16 protein-coding genes are annotated in these 16133 nt (G+C 46.3%); 8 read left to right on the top strand and 8 right to left on the bottom strand.

The window, feature by feature from the left end:
* Nucleotides 1–86: 86 nt before the first annotated feature.
* Together H6F74_RS13190 and H6F74_RS13185 are read right to left on the bottom strand one after the other, a co-directional pair.
* On the bottom strand, nucleotides 87–1070 hold the full coding sequence (locus H6F74_RS13190; RefSeq protein WP_190441710.1) for a YegS/Rv2252/BmrU family lipid kinase: 984 nt from the start codon (nucleotides 1068–1070) through the stop codon (nucleotides 87–89).
* Nucleotides 1071–1288: 218 nt separating this feature from the next.
* Entirely contained in the window at nucleotides 1289–3598 is a 2310-nt protein-coding gene (locus H6F74_RS13185; RefSeq protein WP_190441701.1) for a bifunctional (p)ppGpp synthetase/guanosine-3',5'-bis(diphosphate) 3'-pyrophosphohydrolase, read from the bottom strand.
* 124 nt (nucleotides 3599–3722) lie between these two features.
* Here H6F74_RS13185 and H6F74_RS13180 point away from each other — a divergent pair, with 124 nt between their 5' ends.
* From H6F74_RS13180 to H6F74_RS13150, 7 genes are all read left to right on the top strand, one after another.
* Entirely contained in the window at nucleotides 3723–3872 is a 150-nt protein-coding gene (locus H6F74_RS13180) for a hypothetical protein (protein WP_190441700.1), read from the top strand.
* 67 nt (nucleotides 3873–3939) lie between these two features.
* Nucleotides 3940–4308, top strand: coding sequence for a heterocyst frequency control protein PatD (patD, locus tag H6F74_RS13175; RefSeq protein ID WP_190441698.1), 369 nt, complete (start codon nucleotides 3940–3942; stop codon nucleotides 4306–4308).
* A gap of 164 nt (nucleotides 4309–4472) precedes the next feature.
* Nucleotides 4473–5042 (top strand): zf-TFIIB domain-containing protein, encoded by a 570-nt coding sequence (locus H6F74_RS13170; RefSeq protein WP_190441697.1) that lies wholly within the window; start codon nucleotides 4473–4475, stop codon nucleotides 5040–5042.
* A gap of 117 nt (nucleotides 5043–5159) precedes the next feature.
* On the top strand, nucleotides 5160–6851 hold the full coding sequence (locus tag H6F74_RS13165; RefSeq protein WP_190441797.1) for an ABC transporter ATP-binding protein: 1692 nt from the start codon (nucleotides 5160–5162) through the stop codon (nucleotides 6849–6851).
* A 165-nt stretch (nucleotides 6852–7016) separates the two neighbouring features.
* On the top strand, nucleotides 7017–7361 hold the full coding sequence (locus H6F74_RS13160; protein ID WP_190441695.1) for an RNA-binding protein: 345 nt from the start codon (nucleotides 7017–7019) through the stop codon (nucleotides 7359–7361).
* Nucleotides 7362–7465: 104 nt separating this feature from the next.
* Nucleotides 7466–7648: a 30S ribosomal protein S21 gene (gene rpsU, locus H6F74_RS13155; RefSeq protein WP_190422635.1), complete on the top strand. Its 183-nt coding sequence runs from the start codon at nucleotides 7466–7468 to the stop codon at nucleotides 7646–7648.
* A gap of 448 nt (nucleotides 7649–8096) precedes the next feature.
* Entirely contained in the window at nucleotides 8097–11063 is a 2967-nt protein-coding gene (locus H6F74_RS13150; RefSeq protein WP_190441693.1) for a VIT domain-containing protein, read from the top strand.
* A 92-nt stretch (nucleotides 11064–11155) separates the two neighbouring features.
* Here the strand turns inward: H6F74_RS13150 and H6F74_RS13145 are convergent, their stop codons facing one another.
* The 3 genes from H6F74_RS13145 to aat all read right to left on the bottom strand — a co-directional run bounded on the left by H6F74_RS13145 (nucleotide 11156) and on the right by aat (nucleotide 13327).
* Entirely contained in the window at nucleotides 11156–11824 is a 669-nt protein-coding gene (locus tag H6F74_RS13145; protein WP_190441691.1) for a cyanoexosortase A system-associated protein, read from the bottom strand.
* Nucleotides 11821–12648: a cyanoexosortase A gene (gene crtA, locus H6F74_RS13140; RefSeq protein ID WP_190441689.1), complete on the bottom strand. Its 828-nt coding sequence runs from the start codon at nucleotides 12646–12648 to the stop codon at nucleotides 11821–11823. The genes H6F74_RS13145 and crtA overlap by 4 nt, the downstream gene beginning before the upstream one ends.
* Before the next feature lie 103 nt (nucleotides 12649–12751).
* Nucleotides 12752–13327: a leucyl/phenylalanyl-tRNA--protein transferase gene (gene aat / locus H6F74_RS13135; RefSeq protein ID WP_190441686.1), complete on the bottom strand. Its 576-nt coding sequence runs from the start codon at nucleotides 13325–13327 to the stop codon at nucleotides 12752–12754.
* Between the two features lie 138 nt (nucleotides 13328–13465).
* Between aat and H6F74_RS13130 the strand changes: the two genes are divergently transcribed.
* Entirely contained in the window at nucleotides 13466–13795 is a 330-nt protein-coding gene (locus H6F74_RS13130) for a hypothetical protein (protein WP_190422645.1), read from the top strand.
* 56 nt (nucleotides 13796–13851) lie between these two features.
* On the opposite strand, the gene rpsN is transcribed toward H6F74_RS13130, so the two are convergent.
* The 3 genes from rpsN to rseP all read right to left on the bottom strand — a co-directional run bounded on the left by rpsN (nucleotide 13852) and on the right by rseP (nucleotide 16053).
* Nucleotides 13852–14154, bottom strand: coding sequence for a 30S ribosomal protein S14 (gene rpsN / locus H6F74_RS13125; protein ID WP_190441684.1), 303 nt, complete (start codon nucleotides 14152–14154; stop codon nucleotides 13852–13854).
* Nucleotides 14155–14227: 73 nt separating this feature from the next.
* Nucleotides 14228–14965 (bottom strand): endonuclease III, encoded by a 738-nt coding sequence (gene nth / locus H6F74_RS13120; RefSeq protein ID WP_190441675.1) that lies wholly within the window; start codon nucleotides 14963–14965, stop codon nucleotides 14228–14230.
* Nucleotides 14962–16053: an RIP metalloprotease RseP gene (rseP, locus tag H6F74_RS13115; protein WP_190441674.1), complete on the bottom strand. Its 1092-nt coding sequence runs from the start codon at nucleotides 16051–16053 to the stop codon at nucleotides 14962–14964. The genes nth and rseP overlap by 4 nt, the downstream gene beginning before the upstream one ends.
* Between the last annotated feature and the right edge of the window lie 80 nt (nucleotides 16054–16133).

Below are 16133 nucleotides of genomic sequence, written 5' to 3'. Positions count from 1 at the left end.
TTCTCTAGGAAGAGGTCTTACAATCTATGATTCCCAAACAGGAAGGTTAAATTTCATTCACGTCGATCAGCTCTTTATTTCTCCCGTCAAACTTCCTCAGACAGGGTTGAGTTCTGCTTAGGCTCAATTGTGAGACTGGGTAAGCCTTCGAGTTTTTCTTGTTGTTGGGCTTCTTCGACTTGAGGCACCAGGAGGGTTAAGCCGCCGGGAACGCACTCAATGTCAACGGGAGTTGTGCCAATAATTTCCCCATCCAGAACGACTTTCTGGGGGGGGTCGGTTCGTACCTGAATTCGTCTAGCGCGTAGATAACCGATGTCTTCTCTCTCGGAGGCATTGCCACTTAAGGCAGTTTGGAGTAGGTGATAGGAAGCTGCGATCGCTCCCGCCCTGTTTACTGGTGCCACTACTGTTAAATCTAGCAACCCATCATCCACAATTAGACCAGCTGGCCCTTGCGCCAAAACTGATGTGGGTGGTGCGGCGTTGGCAACTGTCACCGCCGCCGCTGCAAGTTTAATGATTTTGTCTTCTGTCTCAATTTCAACCTCAAACTTGTCGAAATCCCGCAGTTGTTGGACTCCGGCCAAGACATAAGCTAATATACCAAAGCGATTTTTAGTTTCCCTGTCCGCCCGTTCCACCATTTCCGCCTCGAAACCAATCCCAGCTAGTAAAACCATTGGTTTACCGTTACAGTAGGCGGCATCTACTACCCTGGTTATCCCTCCCAAAATCGTTTCGCAGGCGGCATCTATGCTGTCGGGAATTCCCATTGCAGAGGCGAAGGCGTTGGCAGTACCCCGCGAAATGATGCCCAGCGGAATATTGGTTCCCACCAAAGCTCCGGCGGTGGCTGAGAGGGTACCGTCACCGCCAGAAGCAATGATGCTACTAGCACCTCGTTCAATGGCTTCTTTTGCCAGTCGAGTCGCATCAATGTCTGGTGTCGTCAGATATATATCCAGGTCAATTTCTGGATCTAAAAGCGCTCGAATTTGTGCCAAATCTCGGTCAGGGTCGCTTTGACCTGCAACTGGATTAAAGATGAGACAGGCAGAACGTTTCATAATCTTAGTTTTTAGTTCTTAGTTATTAGCCATTAGTCATTAGTTATTAGTTGTTAGTCATCAGTCCTTAGTCATTAGTTATTAACGGGATGGGCAATTCTTGAATTACCATAGGACGGGTATCCCGCCTGCCATCATCAAACAGGCGGGACGCAGATATTCAAGAAAAGTTACAGATTGGGTTTGTTAGTCATCAGTTATTGACAACTGACAACTGACTAATCACATCCCTGTCCCAGGCGACGCATATTGAGAACATCGCTGATTTGGCGAATTTGGGTAAAGCAGCGCTCAAGTTGGTCGCAGCCGCGAACATCGATGCACAGGTCAATTACCGCTGGTCGTCCTTCGGATGTTTTCACTGTTGCACCGCGTACATTAATCTGGTCATCGCTCAAACGCGACAGGATATCGTTAAATATTCCCACGCGGTCAAGCACTTCTATTTGAATGTTGACAGAGTATGTTTCGGGACGACCTGCTGCTGTGTTTATGGGGTTCCAGCTGACGGGGACTACGCGATCGCCCGCTACGTTAACCACATTGTTGCACCCTTGTCGATGAATGGAAATGCCGCGATCGCGTGTAACTACACCGATAATCGCTTCACCAGGCAGAGGCGCGCAGCACCCAGCGCGGTGATAAAGTAATCCTTCCACACCAGCAATCGGGGATTTATTGGTATTAGTAGGAACAGAGCGTGTCGGTGTCGGCATTTGTACAGATGCGAGATCCCGCATTTCTACCGGGGCAGCCAATTGTGGCTGAGTTGCTTTGACGGCTTCGCGGATGCGATTTACCACCAAACTCAGGGTGACTTCGCCGTAACCCAATGCAGCAAGTAAATCATCGACGCTGTGGTAGTTACATCGCTCAGCTACTGCTTGCATTGGTGTAGATTTCAGCAATGCTTCAAAGCCACTTTTACCCATTTCTTTTTCTAGCAGTTCCCGGCCGCGGGCGATGTTTTCGTCACGATGCGATCGCTTATACCATTGCCGAATCCGATTTTTTGCCCCAGTTGTCACCACAAACTTCAGCCAGTCCAAACTAGGACGGCTGTTTTCTCTGGTGATAATCTCCACAATATCCCCATTCTTCAGCGGCGTATCTAGCGTCACCATCCGCCCATTTACCCGCGCACCAGTGCAGTGATTTCCTACTTCTGTGTGAATTCGGTAAGCAAAATCAACCGGAGTGCTGCCCCCAGTCAAAGGCACTACATCCCCTTGGGGTGTAAACACATAAACATCGTCGTCAAATAAATTGTCTTTAACGTTTTCCAGGTATTCCTGGGCATCTTTCAGGTCGCTTTGCCATTCCAGTAACTGCCGCAACCAGGTGAACTTCTCATCTACCGCCGTCATCTTAGTCCGGCTAGAACTCCCGGTTTCCTTATATTTCCAGTGGGCTGCAATGCCATACTCTGCCACATGGTGCATTTCCAAAGTACGGATTTGCACCTCTAGGGGACGACCTGTTATTCCCACAACAACCGTATGCAGTGACTGGTAGCGGTTCGGTTTGGGTAAACCAATGTAGTCTTTAAAGCGACCGGGAATCGGTCGAAAGGCATCGTGAATTACTGCCAAAGCCCGATAGCATTCTTCATTCGTCTCGACAATTAGGCGAATCGCTGCTAAATCGTAAATTTCATGAAATTCTTTCTGCTGCCGCCGCATCTTCTGGTAAATCCCATATAAATGCTTGGGTCGTCCGCTGATATCAAAGTAGTTGATGCCAGAGGAGGCGAGTCCCTGACGCAGAATTTCTACCACGTTTGCCAATCTGATTTCTCTGTCTACCCGTTTTTCCGCCACTAAATCTTGCATTTGGCGGTAGGCTTCGGGTTCGAGATACTTGAAAGTTAAATCTTCCAGTTCCCACTTAAAGCGCCCGATACCGAGGCGATTTGCCAGGGGTGCAAAGATTTCTCGCGTTTCTAAGGCAATTCGCCGCCGTTTATGATCCGGTAGGTGTTCTAGCGTCCGCATATTGTGCAGTCGGTCTGCTAGTTTGACTACAATTACCCGAATGTCCTGCGCCATTGCCAGAAACATTCGGCGGAAGTTCTCGGCTTGGCGTTCTGTCTTGCTGGAGAAGGTTTCGGAAAATTTAGAAAGCTTGGTAACACCTTCTACCAGATGACTCACTTCTGCGCCAAAGCGCTGTTCTATTTCTTCGATTGTGATTTCTGTATCTTCGACTACATCGTGCAGGAAGCCGGCAGCAATCATAGCACTGCCGCCGCCAAGGTCGCGCAAAAGTCCGGCAACGGCGACGGGGTGGCAAATGTAGGGTTCTCCAGATTTGCGAGTCTGTCCTTCGTGCAGGGAATAAGCAAATTCAAATGCGCGACAAATCAAATCTGCATCGGCTAATGTAGGAGAGGGTTTGCCACCCGCACCTTCGGAGGTTGCCAATGAGGTGTTTTTTTGACTGTCGTTCTGTCCGGAGAGCAAACATTCCTGTAGCCAGTCAGGAATAACGCAGTTAATGGTAGTAGGAGTCTGAGTTTTGGTGTTCATACTGTCAAGGATCATAAAGAGTAAAAATAGCGAGTCAGTAGCGGATGGGTGACAAAAATCCTAGGGGCTGCGTTAAAAAGTCCCTAGTATATTGGAATTTTGGATTTTTATTCAGCAAGGCTCGATGGTAAGAATATTGTCAGAACAAGAGAGATGCTATGGGAAAGCCGGAGGAAGCGATCGCATTTTGTCACCACTTCTACGCTTTTTGCTTATTGCTCTTGCGCCGATATCAAACTTGCTTGAAGGTCACAAGCCTACACCAGTTACCTGATGTTCACCTCTCGCCTTTCAGGAATAGACAAAATTCTTTACATTGATTCTAGCGGAACTAAGTGACAATGTTGCCCCAATCTTACCGCCAAGGCTATGAGAAATTTGCAATAGCTTTAGAGCTGCTGCTGCAAGCAGTGAGGGCTGATAATCAAGAGCCAAGACTGGTAAATGAGAGATTTCAAGCATTAAAACAAGTTTATGCCCAAAATGTCGCCATTTTTCGCGGCGATGAGTTAACGTCCGAAACGTTTCCTCGGTGGCAGTCTTTCCAGACAGAAATAGTGCGATCGCAACGACTTCTAGAGATGGATGCGATGTTTTTGCAGACTTCTGGCAACTCAGCAACTGTCCTTAAGAGGAAAAATGCGATGAGCGATCGCGTCTCTACTCTGATAAGCTACTGCGAAGCACTCCTGCAAGCAAAAAGCGAATAGCTGCCCTGATCTCCGTGTGAGAGAAGAGAAGCAAGAATTAAGATAGACGATTTGGCAGTTTTTTTTCAATGGGACAAGAAAAATAGCTGCCTTGTGGAAGTGCAAGATGTCACCACAAACCAGTAAATTAATAAAAAAATTGAACTGGGAGGGGAAAAGAACTGGTGAACTGTCCCAAATGTAAGAATGTACAACTACTCGACGGTACGCTGGAGGGAAATTTACCTGTAAAGCAGTGCCACGAGTGCAAGGGAACCTGGATTCCCTCTGTAGAATATGAGGCATGGCAGAGTAAGCAATCGCAAGTGACACCCGTAGATCCTGAATTGCTCTGGCAAACCCTGGATGTGAATTTTGTGCAGTCTCCCTACGATATGAAAGCGGCGCTGTGTCCGGAGTGCAGCCGCTATCTTTCCCGCGCCAAGGTGAATCTGAAGACAGCGTTTTATCTGGAACGCTGTTTAAATTGTTCTGGGATTTGGTGCGACAAGGGTGAGTGGGATGTGCTATCTAAACTAGGGCTGCATACTACAATTGAGCAGCTATTTTCCAGCGAATGGCAAACGCGGGTGCGGGAACGGCAGCAGGTTGATAAAGAACGCGAAGCCACAATCGAGAAACTAGGCCCGGACTTGGCATCGCGGATCTTTGAACTAGCTGAAGCTCTAGCAAAACATCCTAACGGAGATTTTGGTGTAGCCTATCTAATGCGGCAAGTAGGAGTTAGTAAATAATGGGAAGGGGGATTGGGGATTAGGGATTGGGAACCCTTGAAGATTTTTCACCCAGTCCCCAGTCCCCAGTCCCCAGCCCCCAATCCCCAGTCCCCAGTCCCCAGTCCCCAGCCCCCAATGAGTGAATCCCTGTTTTGTGTAGAAAATTTGCGAGTCGCCTATCCCAGCCGCCGATCTGATTCAATGCCTAGTTGGGCTGTGGATGATGTTTCTTTCACCCTGGAACCAGGAGAAAGACTCGGTTTGGTGGGAGAATCGGGTTGCGGTAAATCAACACTGGGACGAGCTGCAATGCGCTTGTTACCAGCCTCGACTCGGATTGAGGGACGGGTGACGTTTGCTGGACAGTCGGTTTTTGATCTAACTCCACCTCAGTTGCGGCGGTTTCGAGGGGAAGCGGTGGCGCTGATATTTCAAGATCCGATGACGCGCCTTGATCCCCTAATGACGATTGGGAAACACTGTGTAGAAACTCTCAAAGCGCATCAACCGCAACTGTCGCAGCGACAGGCGAAGGAAAAGGCGCTGTCTACTTTAGAGGCGGTGAAGATACCAGCCAGCCGATGGTCGCAGTATCCCCATGAGTTTAGCGGCGGAATGCGGCAACGGGTAGCGATCGCTCTGGCTTTGCTTCTCAATCCTAAGTTAATTGTGGCAGACGAACCCACGACCAGCTTAGATGTCACCGTAGCAGCGCAGATTCTACAGGAACTGACGCGCCTGTGCAACGAGCGGGAAATGGCGTTATTGCTGATTTCTCACGATTTGGCAATGGTGGGCGAATATTGCGATCGCATTGCCGTAATGTATGGTGGCAAAATGGTAGAAAGTGGTGCTGCTAAGTCTATTTTTAGCAGACCACAACATGAATATACGCGATCGCTCCTAGCCGCAGCTCTGCACCTCAGGGCAAAAGAGGGAGAGAGTGGGACGGTAGGATTGGGAGAAAAAGCCTTATCCCCCCAATCCCCAGTCCCTCTTCCCCAGTCCCAAGTCCCGATTTTGCAACTTACAGATTTGCAGCAGCACTACACTTTAGAAAGCAATTTTTTTACCCAGATGTTTTCTAAGGAAGTCCCGGTTATCAAAGCGGTGGATGGGATCAACTTAGCGCTTTATCCTGGGGAAATTCTCGGCTTGGTGGGGGAATCTGGATGCGGGAAAAGTACGTTGTCCCGGACTATTTTGCAGCTAATTCGCCCTACTGGAGGAAAAGTTGAGTTTTTGGGGAAAAATTTAACCCAGATGTCTCAAGAGAGTGTAAGGGCAACGCGGCGGGAAATGCAAATGGTGTTTCAAGACCCCCATGCTTGCTTGAATCCGTTGATGACGGTGGGACAAAGTATTGCCGATCCCCTGTTTATCCACAAGCTGGCTACCCCTGATGAGGCAAAAGCGCAGGTGATGCAGATGCTTGAGAGGGTGGGATTGACTCCTACAACTGAGTATTATCAGCGTTATCCATCGGATTTGTCTGGCGGACAGCAGCAACGGGTAGCGATCGCTCGGGCTTTGATTACCCGCCCGAAACTGCTAATTTGTGATGAGCCTGTGAGTATGCTAGATGCCAGCGTTCAGTCGCAGGTGCTTGCCCTAATGTTGGAGTTAAAGCGCGACTTCGATCTCACGTATTTATTTATCACTCACGACCTCTCGGTAGCAAGATTTTTGTGCGATCGCATCGCCGTTATGAATAGCGGTTGCATTGTCGAACTTGGTTCCACCGAAGACATTTTTACTAACCCCCAGCACCCCTATACTCAGACCTTACTGCAAGCAGCTCCTTTGTTGGTATCCCAGCAAATATAAAAAGTTATGAACTTTGGTAAAAACTCAGAGTTATGCCCGTGTCTATGAACGAAATTTTGTGCTAAAATTTTCCAGAAGACTTAAATTCGGCTGTATGTTTGTTATTTCTATTGACAGGCGTTTCTCCGGATTAACTTTCTACACATCTGATTCTGGAGATATCCAATGTCTATCTATGTAGGCAACTTATCCTACCAAGTTACGCAAGAAGACCTCAGCAACGTATTTGCTGAGTACGGCACTGTTAAGCGGGTTCAGCTACCAACCGATCGCGAAACTGGTCGGATGCGTGGTTTTGGTTTTGTAGAAATGTCAACCGAAGCTGAAGAGAACGCTGCTATTGAAGCTCTTGATGGAGCTGAGTGGATGGGACGGGATCTGAAAGTAAACAAAGCCAAGCCCCGCGAGGATAATAAAGGTGGTGGCGGTGGTGGTGGTCGTTCTGGCGGCGGTGGCTGGGGCGGCAACAGCAGAGGCGGCGGCGGCGGTGGCGGCGGCTACCGACGCTAATAAAGCTATTCCGCTAAGGCAATCAAGTTACTCATAATTGCTGGATATTAAAGCTTATTGCTCCTTACTATCCAGCAATTAAGCCAATTTTAGGAGAAGACAGGATGACCCAAGTAGTTGTAGGCGAAAATGAAAACATTGAGTCAGCCCTGCGCCGATTTAAGCGTCAAGTCTCTAAAGCTGGAATTTTTCCAGATATAAAACGCCAGCGTCACTTTGAGACTCCCCTGGAAAAACGCAAGCGCAAAGCGATCGCCAGAAGACGTAAAAAGCATTTTCGTTATTAAGTCTGAAAAAAGACTCTCATGCAAAAGGCAAAGAATTCTTTGCCTTTTGTCTTTTTTAATGGGGATTTTCCTGCACAAATCCATATAGCTATAACAATTTTATTTGAGTTATGAAAGCTACCTTTTAAACCTTCCGCCCAAGGCGCGACCGGAGGAGGAAAGGGGGAAGTTTATATAACAACAATTCAAGGGTTAGGTGCGATACATCTGTAGGGACATGGCATTGCCATGTCCCTAGCCAGGTGGACTGGATGTTAGCTAGTAGAGTGGTAACGAAACCCAACGTTTCGTGCTGGTTTTCCCACCCTCAAAAGACTTTACTTGCAAGAAAATAAACATTTTATTTTCTTAAAACTCCCACTGTGGGCGGGTTTTGGGCTAATTATTCGCCCTAATTATAGAAACGAAACGGCTAGAATGGCGTGAACAGTTTTCAAAAAAGGCTGCTATGACAACCTTCCCGCCTCAAAAAAGTACAGCCCACAATCAGCATCGGTGCTACTGCCTGAATTCTAATTGTAAGCAGCCAGAAAATTCTGGTGATGCAATTATCTGCTCTAGTTGCGGTGCAAAGCTAGTGCTACAAGATCGTTATCGAGCTATAAAACCAATTGGACAAGGTGGCTTTGGCAGAACTTTTCTGGCTACCGATGAGTCTAAATCATCCAAAGCACGTTGCGTAATTAAGCAATTTTTTCCTCAACAACAAGGTACTAACAATCGGAAAAAAGCAGCAGAGTTATTTCGCGAAGAAGCAACTCGTCTAGAGTTATTAGGTAAACATCAGCAAATTCCCCAGTTACTGGAATATTTTGAGCAAGATGACCATCAATATCTAGTACAAGAATTTATTGATGGGCAAAACTTAGCTCAAGAACTTGCCCAAAAAGGAGCTTTTAACGAAACAGAAATTCGGCAATTACTGCAAAGTTTATTACCCGTCTTGCAGTTCGTCCACAGCCATCAGATGATTCACCGGGACATTAAACCGGAAAACATTATTCGCCGCCGTAAAGATAACCATCTCGTATTAGTGGATTTTGGTGCTGCAAAATACGCCACTGAGACGATGTTAGGCAGAACAGGAACAGTAATTGGATCGGCGGCGTACACGGCTCCCGAACAAACTAAAGGTAAAGCCGTTTTTGGTAGCGATTTGTATAGTTTGGGCGTTACCTGTATCCATTTGCTGACTCAAATTCCGCCTTTTGATCTGAGCGATACCAGTGAAGATACCTGGGTTTGGCGGCATTTTTTACCCAAGCCAGTTAGTAAACAGTTGGGTAGTATTCTCGACAGAATGCTGAAAACTGGGACAAAGCACCGCTATCAATCAGCAGCGGAAGTTTTGCAAGATTTGAATTTGAGGCGGCTTCCAGTTGTTAACAAGTCTAAGAAAAAATGGCTGGTGGCGGGTGCAATTTTGCTGTTTGGATTTGTGGGAGTGAGGTATCTAGTATCTCCTGTGGCGCAGCAGGTTTCTATCCCAGAAAATCCAGTGGCAATTAAGCCTCCAGATGGCGGTTTATTTGGCATGGTAAATGGGCAGCAGCAGGCTTTTCCCCTAACACATACGGAAGTGATGGCGAAAGTTTCCGGGAATGTGTCGCGGGTGTCGGTGACGCAGACGTTTACAAATCCCTTTAATAATCCTTTAGAGGCGGTTTATGTGTTTCCACTTCCGGATGAAGCGGCGGTGGATGATATGGAAATAAAAGTAGGCGATCGCATCATCCGAGGCAAGATCAAAAAACGCGCTGAAGCTAAACAAATTTACGAGCAAGCTAAGCAGCAAGGGAAAACTGCTGGCTTATTAGAGCAAGAGCGAGATAATGTATTTACTCAGTCTCTTGCTAACATCAAACCAGGGGAAAAAATTGATGTCACCATTCGCTATACAGAAAGCCTGAAGTTTGAAAAAGGCAATTATGAATTTGTCTTTCCGATGGTAGTGGGGCCGCGTTATGTCCCCGGAAATCAGGTTGCTGATGCCGCAAAAATTAACCCGCCAACCTTGTCAGCAGGAACCCGTTCTGGACAAGATATAGGCGTGACCGTGGAAATTGAGGCGGGAGTACCAATTAGTAACTTGCGATCGCCTTCTCATCAAATGCTGGCCACCAAAGACGGTCGGATAATGCGGCTTGAGTTGAACAAACAAAACGCAATTCCCAACAAAGATTTGATTTTGCGCTATCAAGTCGCCGGGAATGAAACTCAGTCCACAGTATTAACTGATGCAGATGAACGAGGCGGACACTTCGCCAGTTATTTAATCCCAGCAGTGCAGTATCAAAGCAATGAGATTGTACCAAAAGATGTGGTATTTCTCATGGATACCTCTGGGTCGCAATCGGGCGAACCAATTCAGCAATCTAAAGAACTGATGCGGCGGTTTATCAATGGGTTAAATCCTAACGATACATTTACGATTATTGACTTTGCCAGTTCCACAACTCAGCTTTCTTCCACGCCCTTACAAAATACGCCGAAAAATCGACAAAAAGCGCTAGATTATATCAATCGCTTGGATGCAAATGGCGGTAGTGAGTTATTGAACGGGATTCAAACTGTATTGAATTTCCCAGAGGCTCCAGAAGGGCGGCTGCGGAGTGTTGTGATGATTTCTGATGGTTTGATCGGTGACGACGAGCAGGTAATTGCAGAAGTCAAAAAGCGTTTGAAGCCGGGAAATCGGCTTTATAGTTTTGGTGTTGGCAGTTCAATTAATCGCTTTTTAATCGACCGCATTGCTGAGGAAGGACGGGGAACTTCGGAAGTTGTACCGCCCCAGGAACCAGCGCAGAAAGTAGTTGAGAAGTTCTTTCAAGATATTAATAATCCCGTGCTGACGAATATTGAAGTTAGCTGGGAAGGTTCTGGAAAAGCACCAGAAATTTATCCTTTGAAAACACCGGATTTGTATGCTAATCAGCCGTTGGTGTTGTTTGGACGCAAAGGCGATCGCGCTCGTGGTACTTTGAAAATTACTGGCATTGCTGCTGGTGGTAAGCGCTATGAGAAGAAGTTGCCGATTGATTTTGAGGGCGGTGGGAATGATGCGATCGCGCAACTTTGGGGACGCGCCCGAATCAAAGACTTGATGAATGAAATCTATGGCAATGAAAACCCAATAAAGGTCAAAGCTGTTACAGATACAGCGCTGAATTATCGGTTGTTATCTAAATACACCGCTTTTGTCGCTGTCACTGAACAAGTGCGAGTTGATCCTAAAAAGACTCAGAAGGTGCAAGTACCAGTAGAAACACCGGAAGGGATGGATGCCGAATCAACTTATACCGGCAGCGATCCAGTACCAGAACCAAGCCAAATTTTAGGCAACATTCTAGCAGTTATCTTACTGGGGATGTACTTTACCTGGAAGCGATCGCAGAAATTGGAAAGTAAGCAATAATTCCAGGTTTTGGTAAAGAGGAATAAACCACGTTGGCGAACGCCAACGTGGTTTATTTAAAATTGATTTTCTCTTGAACAATTATCAATCCTTCAAAAAAACCGCGGACTCCATAATTTATACCAGGAAATCCAAGTTTTTTCTAAAACTTGATAAGCCTTTTCAGGAGAAGAACTATTTAAAGGAACCGACAAATGCGCCCAAAGACAACGCACATCCCGCAAATCTGCCTCACCTAGCAACCAGGGAAGAAAACGGCTCAACCGCACATCGTAGATATATCTGTTGCGCCTAAACTGATAATCTGTCACCGTACTACCGCCACGCGGATTAATGCAAGCACTCAGATAAGCTCGTTTTTGATGAACAAAAAGGCTATAAAAACCTATCCCATCCTGTTGACGTAAAATTGGTAGAGGTCGATCGGGAGACGATGGTATATTTGTATATTTATTGATATAAAGCCTGACATTTCCATCAGTCTTAACTAAATATCGCATTTCTATATCCAGGGGAAAACCATTCTGGATGTAGCGATAATGCCTTCCAGAAATGTATTCAGACGACTCAGCAATTTGAGCGACTAGGGGGCTGCTTGGTAAAGGCTGCCATTCCGGTAAGGAAACTGCTGCGGGAAAAACCAAAGAGGGTTGAATGCGATCGCTTACACTAGGAAACAAAATCGACTTTCCCAGCACAAACAAGACACCGCCAAAGGTTGTAGCTAAAAAGGAAATCCGAATTTTTTTCCAGCAGTTCATGATTGTAACCTTACAGTTTTTAGTACCATAAAATGGCAGAATAATCCGAAAATTAATACAGCACTCGTAGAAAATATTAGCGAGCCATCTCCTGTATGCCAGTATTCAAAAGCTTGTTGATGAGATAATGCTACTAAAACAGCCATAAGGGCAACTCGCACCCCATTAACCGCAAATCCCAGCACAATAGCCACAACGGGCAGCAATATTTTTTTGTTTAAATTAGTAGGAATCATTACTAAAATAATAAATGCTAGTCCCAGAAGCTGGAGTATTAAACCTATACCAGAACAACCAGAGTAAACCTCTATAGAACCTTTGGGTAGAATAATAAAGACTCCCTGACGAGATACTTCAAACCCCAAAAGCCAAAGAACAAAAGCTGCAAACTTAGCTGTGAATATAGATATATCACCAATTAATAATATCCATCCTTGAGCTATGGCTAGAAAAGCCAGCAATAACAGTTCCTGCCAATATTGTTTCAATCCCTTCAAACCAGAAGCAAGAAGGCATAAACCTAGTAGAGAAATGAAAGGTGAGATGCGAAGAAAAGAAACAGAATTAGACAGATGCAGACTCTTAATTAGCACTAAAATAATCAAAGATGCACCAAAAAAGCTAGAAAGAACTCCACTTTCTAGATTTAAAGCGTCGCGTTTTTTCCAAAGCAGGGACGATACAGCCAACCAAAATAGGAAACTTGTACTCAGCAGTTCAGTATTGTCACTTCTCCAAGTCAAATGAAGATGAAGAGTAATTAAAGCTGCTGCGATCGCTAATACCCAGAATTTTAACTCTTTGAGAACTTTCAGGTTGCTCATGATTAAATTAAAAGTTTAATCTGTAGCTATAGCAATTTTAATCCATTGATGAAATTCTCTTGTTCTACGCCCGGTCGCATCTGGGCGGTTCATTGAAGAATTGCTATATCAGAAAACACTGACGTTGTAACGCTTCCTGCAACAAAATTTGGTAATCTGTATCGTCAATTATATAAGCACCAAAACGTTCCAAGTGGGGATTCATCATTTGAGCATCGAAAAAAACAAACTGGCGCGATCGCAATCTTTCTTGCAACTTGACCATCGCCACTTTCGACCCCTCCGGAATTCGGAAAAACATCGACTCGCCAATAAAAGCACCACCGATGACAATTCCTAAAATTCCCCCCGCCAACTCATCTCCCTGCCAAGTTTCAAAACTATAAGCCCAACCAGCTTGATATAATTTCCAGTAAATCTTCTTTAACTCAGGCGAAATCCAGGTAGTTTCCCTGTCCGCACACCCAGCAACAACGGCTTCAAAATCCCGGTTGACAGCGACAGTGAAGCGTTCCTGGTTGAGGACGCGCCTAAGTGACGTTGGGTAGCGGAATCGGTCATCTAGGGGTATCATCGTCCGCTGACGGCTAGAGTACCACCCCAAGTTATCATCGTCATCCGCCATCAGAAAGTAGCCTTGAGCATACCCCTGGATAATGTTGGAAATATCAAATTCCATGCACTTAGCCCGACAGGGTTGTAGATATCCCGAAACAGCAGCGTGCAACCTTAATATTTAAAATACTGCCTTCACTTTTAAAATCGTGAAATCGGCAGATGAAATTTAAAAGCTGATACGCAAAAATTGATAGATAAAATGCCTGAACCAATTCCACCCATCACACTACCACCAGCCGAAAATGCCCAACAGGAAGGCGAATGGCTGCAAAAATCTTTACATACTTGGCTTGACCAAGAATTTATTCCAGAGCCTGTCAATCAGGAAATAGCCCGCCGAGCGTCCCAAATCTATGTCCGTCAACGGATGGAAGGCGAAAACGATCTGGGTTCGTTAGTTATTGCTATCCTGACAGAAATGCAGGCGTTTGACTTTTCTAAGAGTTTCTACAGCGAGTTTGCGATCGCTAATGCCGTCAGCGACTTACTTTTAGACAGCCTTGGCATTGACCGCTGTTGTGGTCAATAGTTAATAGTCATTAGTCCTTGGTCAAACACAATCAACTAAGGACTAAGGACTAAGGACTACCAGCTAGACTTAACCACACCAGGTAACAGGCCTTGGTGCGCCCATTCCCGCATCACGTTCCGAGACAGACCGAAATCCCGATACACACCTCTAGGACGACCAGTTACCCAGCAGCGGTTCCGCAGTCTGGTGGGCGCACTGTTGCGAGGTAATTGCTGGATTTCGCGATGAATTGCCAGCTTTTGTTGTTGGGTGGTTGCATTATCAAATTCTTCCTGCAACGCTGCACGCTTATCGGCATACTTTTCTACCAGCCGCTCGCGTTTTTTCTCCCGCTCAATCATGCTTTTTTTAGCCATGAATCAATTCTTCCGCAGATTTAGACACCATTCTCCATTATATTCTAAACATCAATAATTTGTTCACTCCCCGTTAACGGGGAGGGTTAGGCAGGGGTTCTTCAGAGATGGCAAGAGGAACCGTGACGATGCTCACCTGCTCAGAATTTGACTGGGACACATTGGCAGAAGGACACAAATCGGCAAGAACGCAAGCATCGCATTCAGGATTCCGAGCCTTACAAATTGCCCGACCGTGGTAAACCAAACGAATTGACCAGTTTTCCCATTCTTCAGAGTGGGGTAATATTCTCATCAAATCCCGCTCTATGCGAATTGGGTCTGTGTGTTCTGTCAAACCCAAGCGGTGCGAGAGACGCTTTACATGAGTATCCACCGTCACGCCCTGATTAATACCGTAGGCATGAGCGAGAACCACATTAGCCGTTTTACGCGCCACCCCTGGCAATTCCAGCAACAATTCCATTCGTTTTGGAACCTGTCCGCCAAATTTTTCCACAATCAGGCGGCTTGCCCCTTGAATATTTTTCGCCTTGTTGCGATAAAAACCAGTAGAACGGATCAAATTTTCCAACTCGATAATATCAGCGTTTGCCAAAGCGATCGCATCAGGGAACCGAGCAAATAACGCTGGTGTTACCTGATTTACTCGCTCATCCGTACACTGAGCCGAGAGAATAGTTGCCACCAACAGCTGCACTGGCGTTTCGTAGTTCAGCGTACAGGGGGCAACTGGATACAGTCGCTTCAGGCGAATTAGAATCTCCAAAGCCCGCTGCTGCTGGCTTGACGATTTATGAGTAATGCTCACTGAAATAATCTTTGTACCGACTCCAAGTTAAAAGTGTCTCGCACAATCAAGAAAATGCCTAAACCCAATAGCAGCATCAATCCGGTTTGCATAATGCCGTCTTGGATTTTTGTAGGCAAAGGCTTACCCCTTAAGCCTTCAATCAACAGAAAAGCCAGCTGACCGCCATCCAGGGCGGGTAAAGGCAAAATGTTGATTATAGCCAGGTTAATGCTGATTAGTGCAGCAAACTGAAACAGATTTGCGGCATCTGACTTGGCAATATTTGCCCCAAGTTCCACAATCTTAACCGGGCCTGCGACCTGATTAGCTGTTTCGCCAAAGTTACTGATTAGCAGCCCAAAACCCTGAACTGTTAAAGTCACGATTCGTTGAAATTCTGTGGCAGCTGTAGTGAAAATTTCCACAGGATTATCCAAGTGCCGACGGAGTGGTGTACCGTTAGGAGCCAGTTTCACACCAATGCGACCTTTTCCATCTGCGCCTGGTTCTGGTGTCACAGTCAAAGATATATTTTGACCCTGACGCTCGATACTCAGCGGAATGGGCTGGTTGGGATGGTCTTGAATCACTTTCATCAGCGTCGGGATGGCTTCCCTAGATGCTTTGAGTGGTTGACCATCTGCCAACAGAACCACATCTCCGGCTTTGATGCCAGCCTGGAGTGCAGCCAAAGTAACATCTGAGGCGACTGGAGTAACCACAACACCAGGCTTGTAGTTAAAGTCTGGAATGCCCACAAAGCCGAGTTGAGTCACAAGGAGCAAGTAGGCAAAAACTAAGTTGGCGATAACACCAGCACTGATGACAATCGCTCTATCGAGGATGGGGCGGTTGCGTAGCAGATTGGGGTCTTCGGGGGGAATATTGCTGTCGGGGTCATCATCCGGGAAACCAACAAAACCGCCTAAAGGAAAAGCGCGGACGGCATACTCGGTTTCCGTTCCCTGGTATTTCCACAAAATCGGCCCAAAACCCAGAGAGAAGCGATTAACGTGAATCCCCTGAAGACGAGCTGCCATAAAATGACCCAGCTCGTGTACCACTATCAAAAGCGCTAAGACTGCGATCGCCGCGAAAACTGGCATACTTATATTTATTCAACTTAACTACATACTTCTTCATTCTACGGTGCTGCAAAAGCTAGGAGTCAGGAGTAAGAAATTAA

It is taken from the genome of Trichocoleus sp. FACHB-90 (assembly GCF_014695505.1).
Taxonomy (GTDB): Bacteria; Cyanobacteriota; Cyanobacteriia; order Cyanobacteriales; family FACHB-T130; genus Funiculus; species Funiculus sociatus.
This window is presented reverse-complemented; position numbering and strand designations above follow the sequence as displayed.

What these genes read in the sequence shown, in the direction of transcription:
- H6F74_RS13190 (WP_190441710.1), bottom strand. Translation starts at nt 1,070, where the DNA reads ATGAAACGTTCTGCCTGTCTCATCTTTAATCCAGTTGCAGGTCAAAGC.
- H6F74_RS13185 (WP_190441701.1), bottom strand. Translation starts at nt 3,598, where the DNA reads ATGAACACCAAAACTCAGACTCCTACTACCATTAACTGCGTTATTCCT.
- H6F74_RS13180 (WP_190441700.1), top strand. Translation starts at nt 3,723, where the DNA reads ATGGTAAGAATATTGTCAGAACAAGAGAGATGCTATGGGAAAGCCGGA.
- patD (WP_190441698.1), top strand. Translation starts at nt 3,940, where the DNA reads ATGTTGCCCCAATCTTACCGCCAAGGCTATGAGAAATTTGCAATAGCT.
- H6F74_RS13165 (WP_190441797.1), top strand. Translation starts at nt 5,160, where the DNA reads ATGAGTGAATCCCTGTTTTGTGTAGAAAATTTGCGAGTCGCCTATCCC.
- H6F74_RS13160 (WP_190441695.1), top strand. Translation starts at nt 7,017, where the DNA reads ATGTCTATCTATGTAGGCAACTTATCCTACCAAGTTACGCAAGAAGAC.
- rpsU (WP_190422635.1), top strand. Translation starts at nt 7,466, where the DNA reads ATGACCCAAGTAGTTGTAGGCGAAAATGAAAACATTGAGTCAGCCCTG.
- H6F74_RS13150 (WP_190441693.1), top strand. Translation starts at nt 8,097, where the DNA reads ATGACAACCTTCCCGCCTCAAAAAAGTACAGCCCACAATCAGCATCGG.
- H6F74_RS13145 (WP_190441691.1), bottom strand. Translation starts at nt 11,824, where the DNA reads ATGAACTGCTGGAAAAAAATTCGGATTTCCTTTTTAGCTACAACCTTT.
- crtA (WP_190441689.1), bottom strand. Translation starts at nt 12,648, where the DNA reads ATGAGCAACCTGAAAGTTCTCAAAGAGTTAAAATTCTGGGTATTAGCG.
- aat (WP_190441686.1), bottom strand. Translation starts at nt 13,327, where the DNA reads ATGGAATTTGATATTTCCAACATTATCCAGGGGTATGCTCAAGGCTAC.
- H6F74_RS13130 (WP_190422645.1), top strand. Translation starts at nt 13,466, where the DNA reads ATGCCTGAACCAATTCCACCCATCACACTACCACCAGCCGAAAATGCC.
- rpsN (WP_190441684.1), bottom strand. Translation starts at nt 14,154, where the DNA reads ATGGCTAAAAAAAGCATGATTGAGCGGGAGAAAAAACGCGAGCGGCTG.
- rseP (WP_190441674.1), bottom strand. Translation starts at nt 16,053, where the DNA reads ATGCCAGTTTTCGCGGCGATCGCAGTCTTAGCGCTTTTGATAGTGGTA.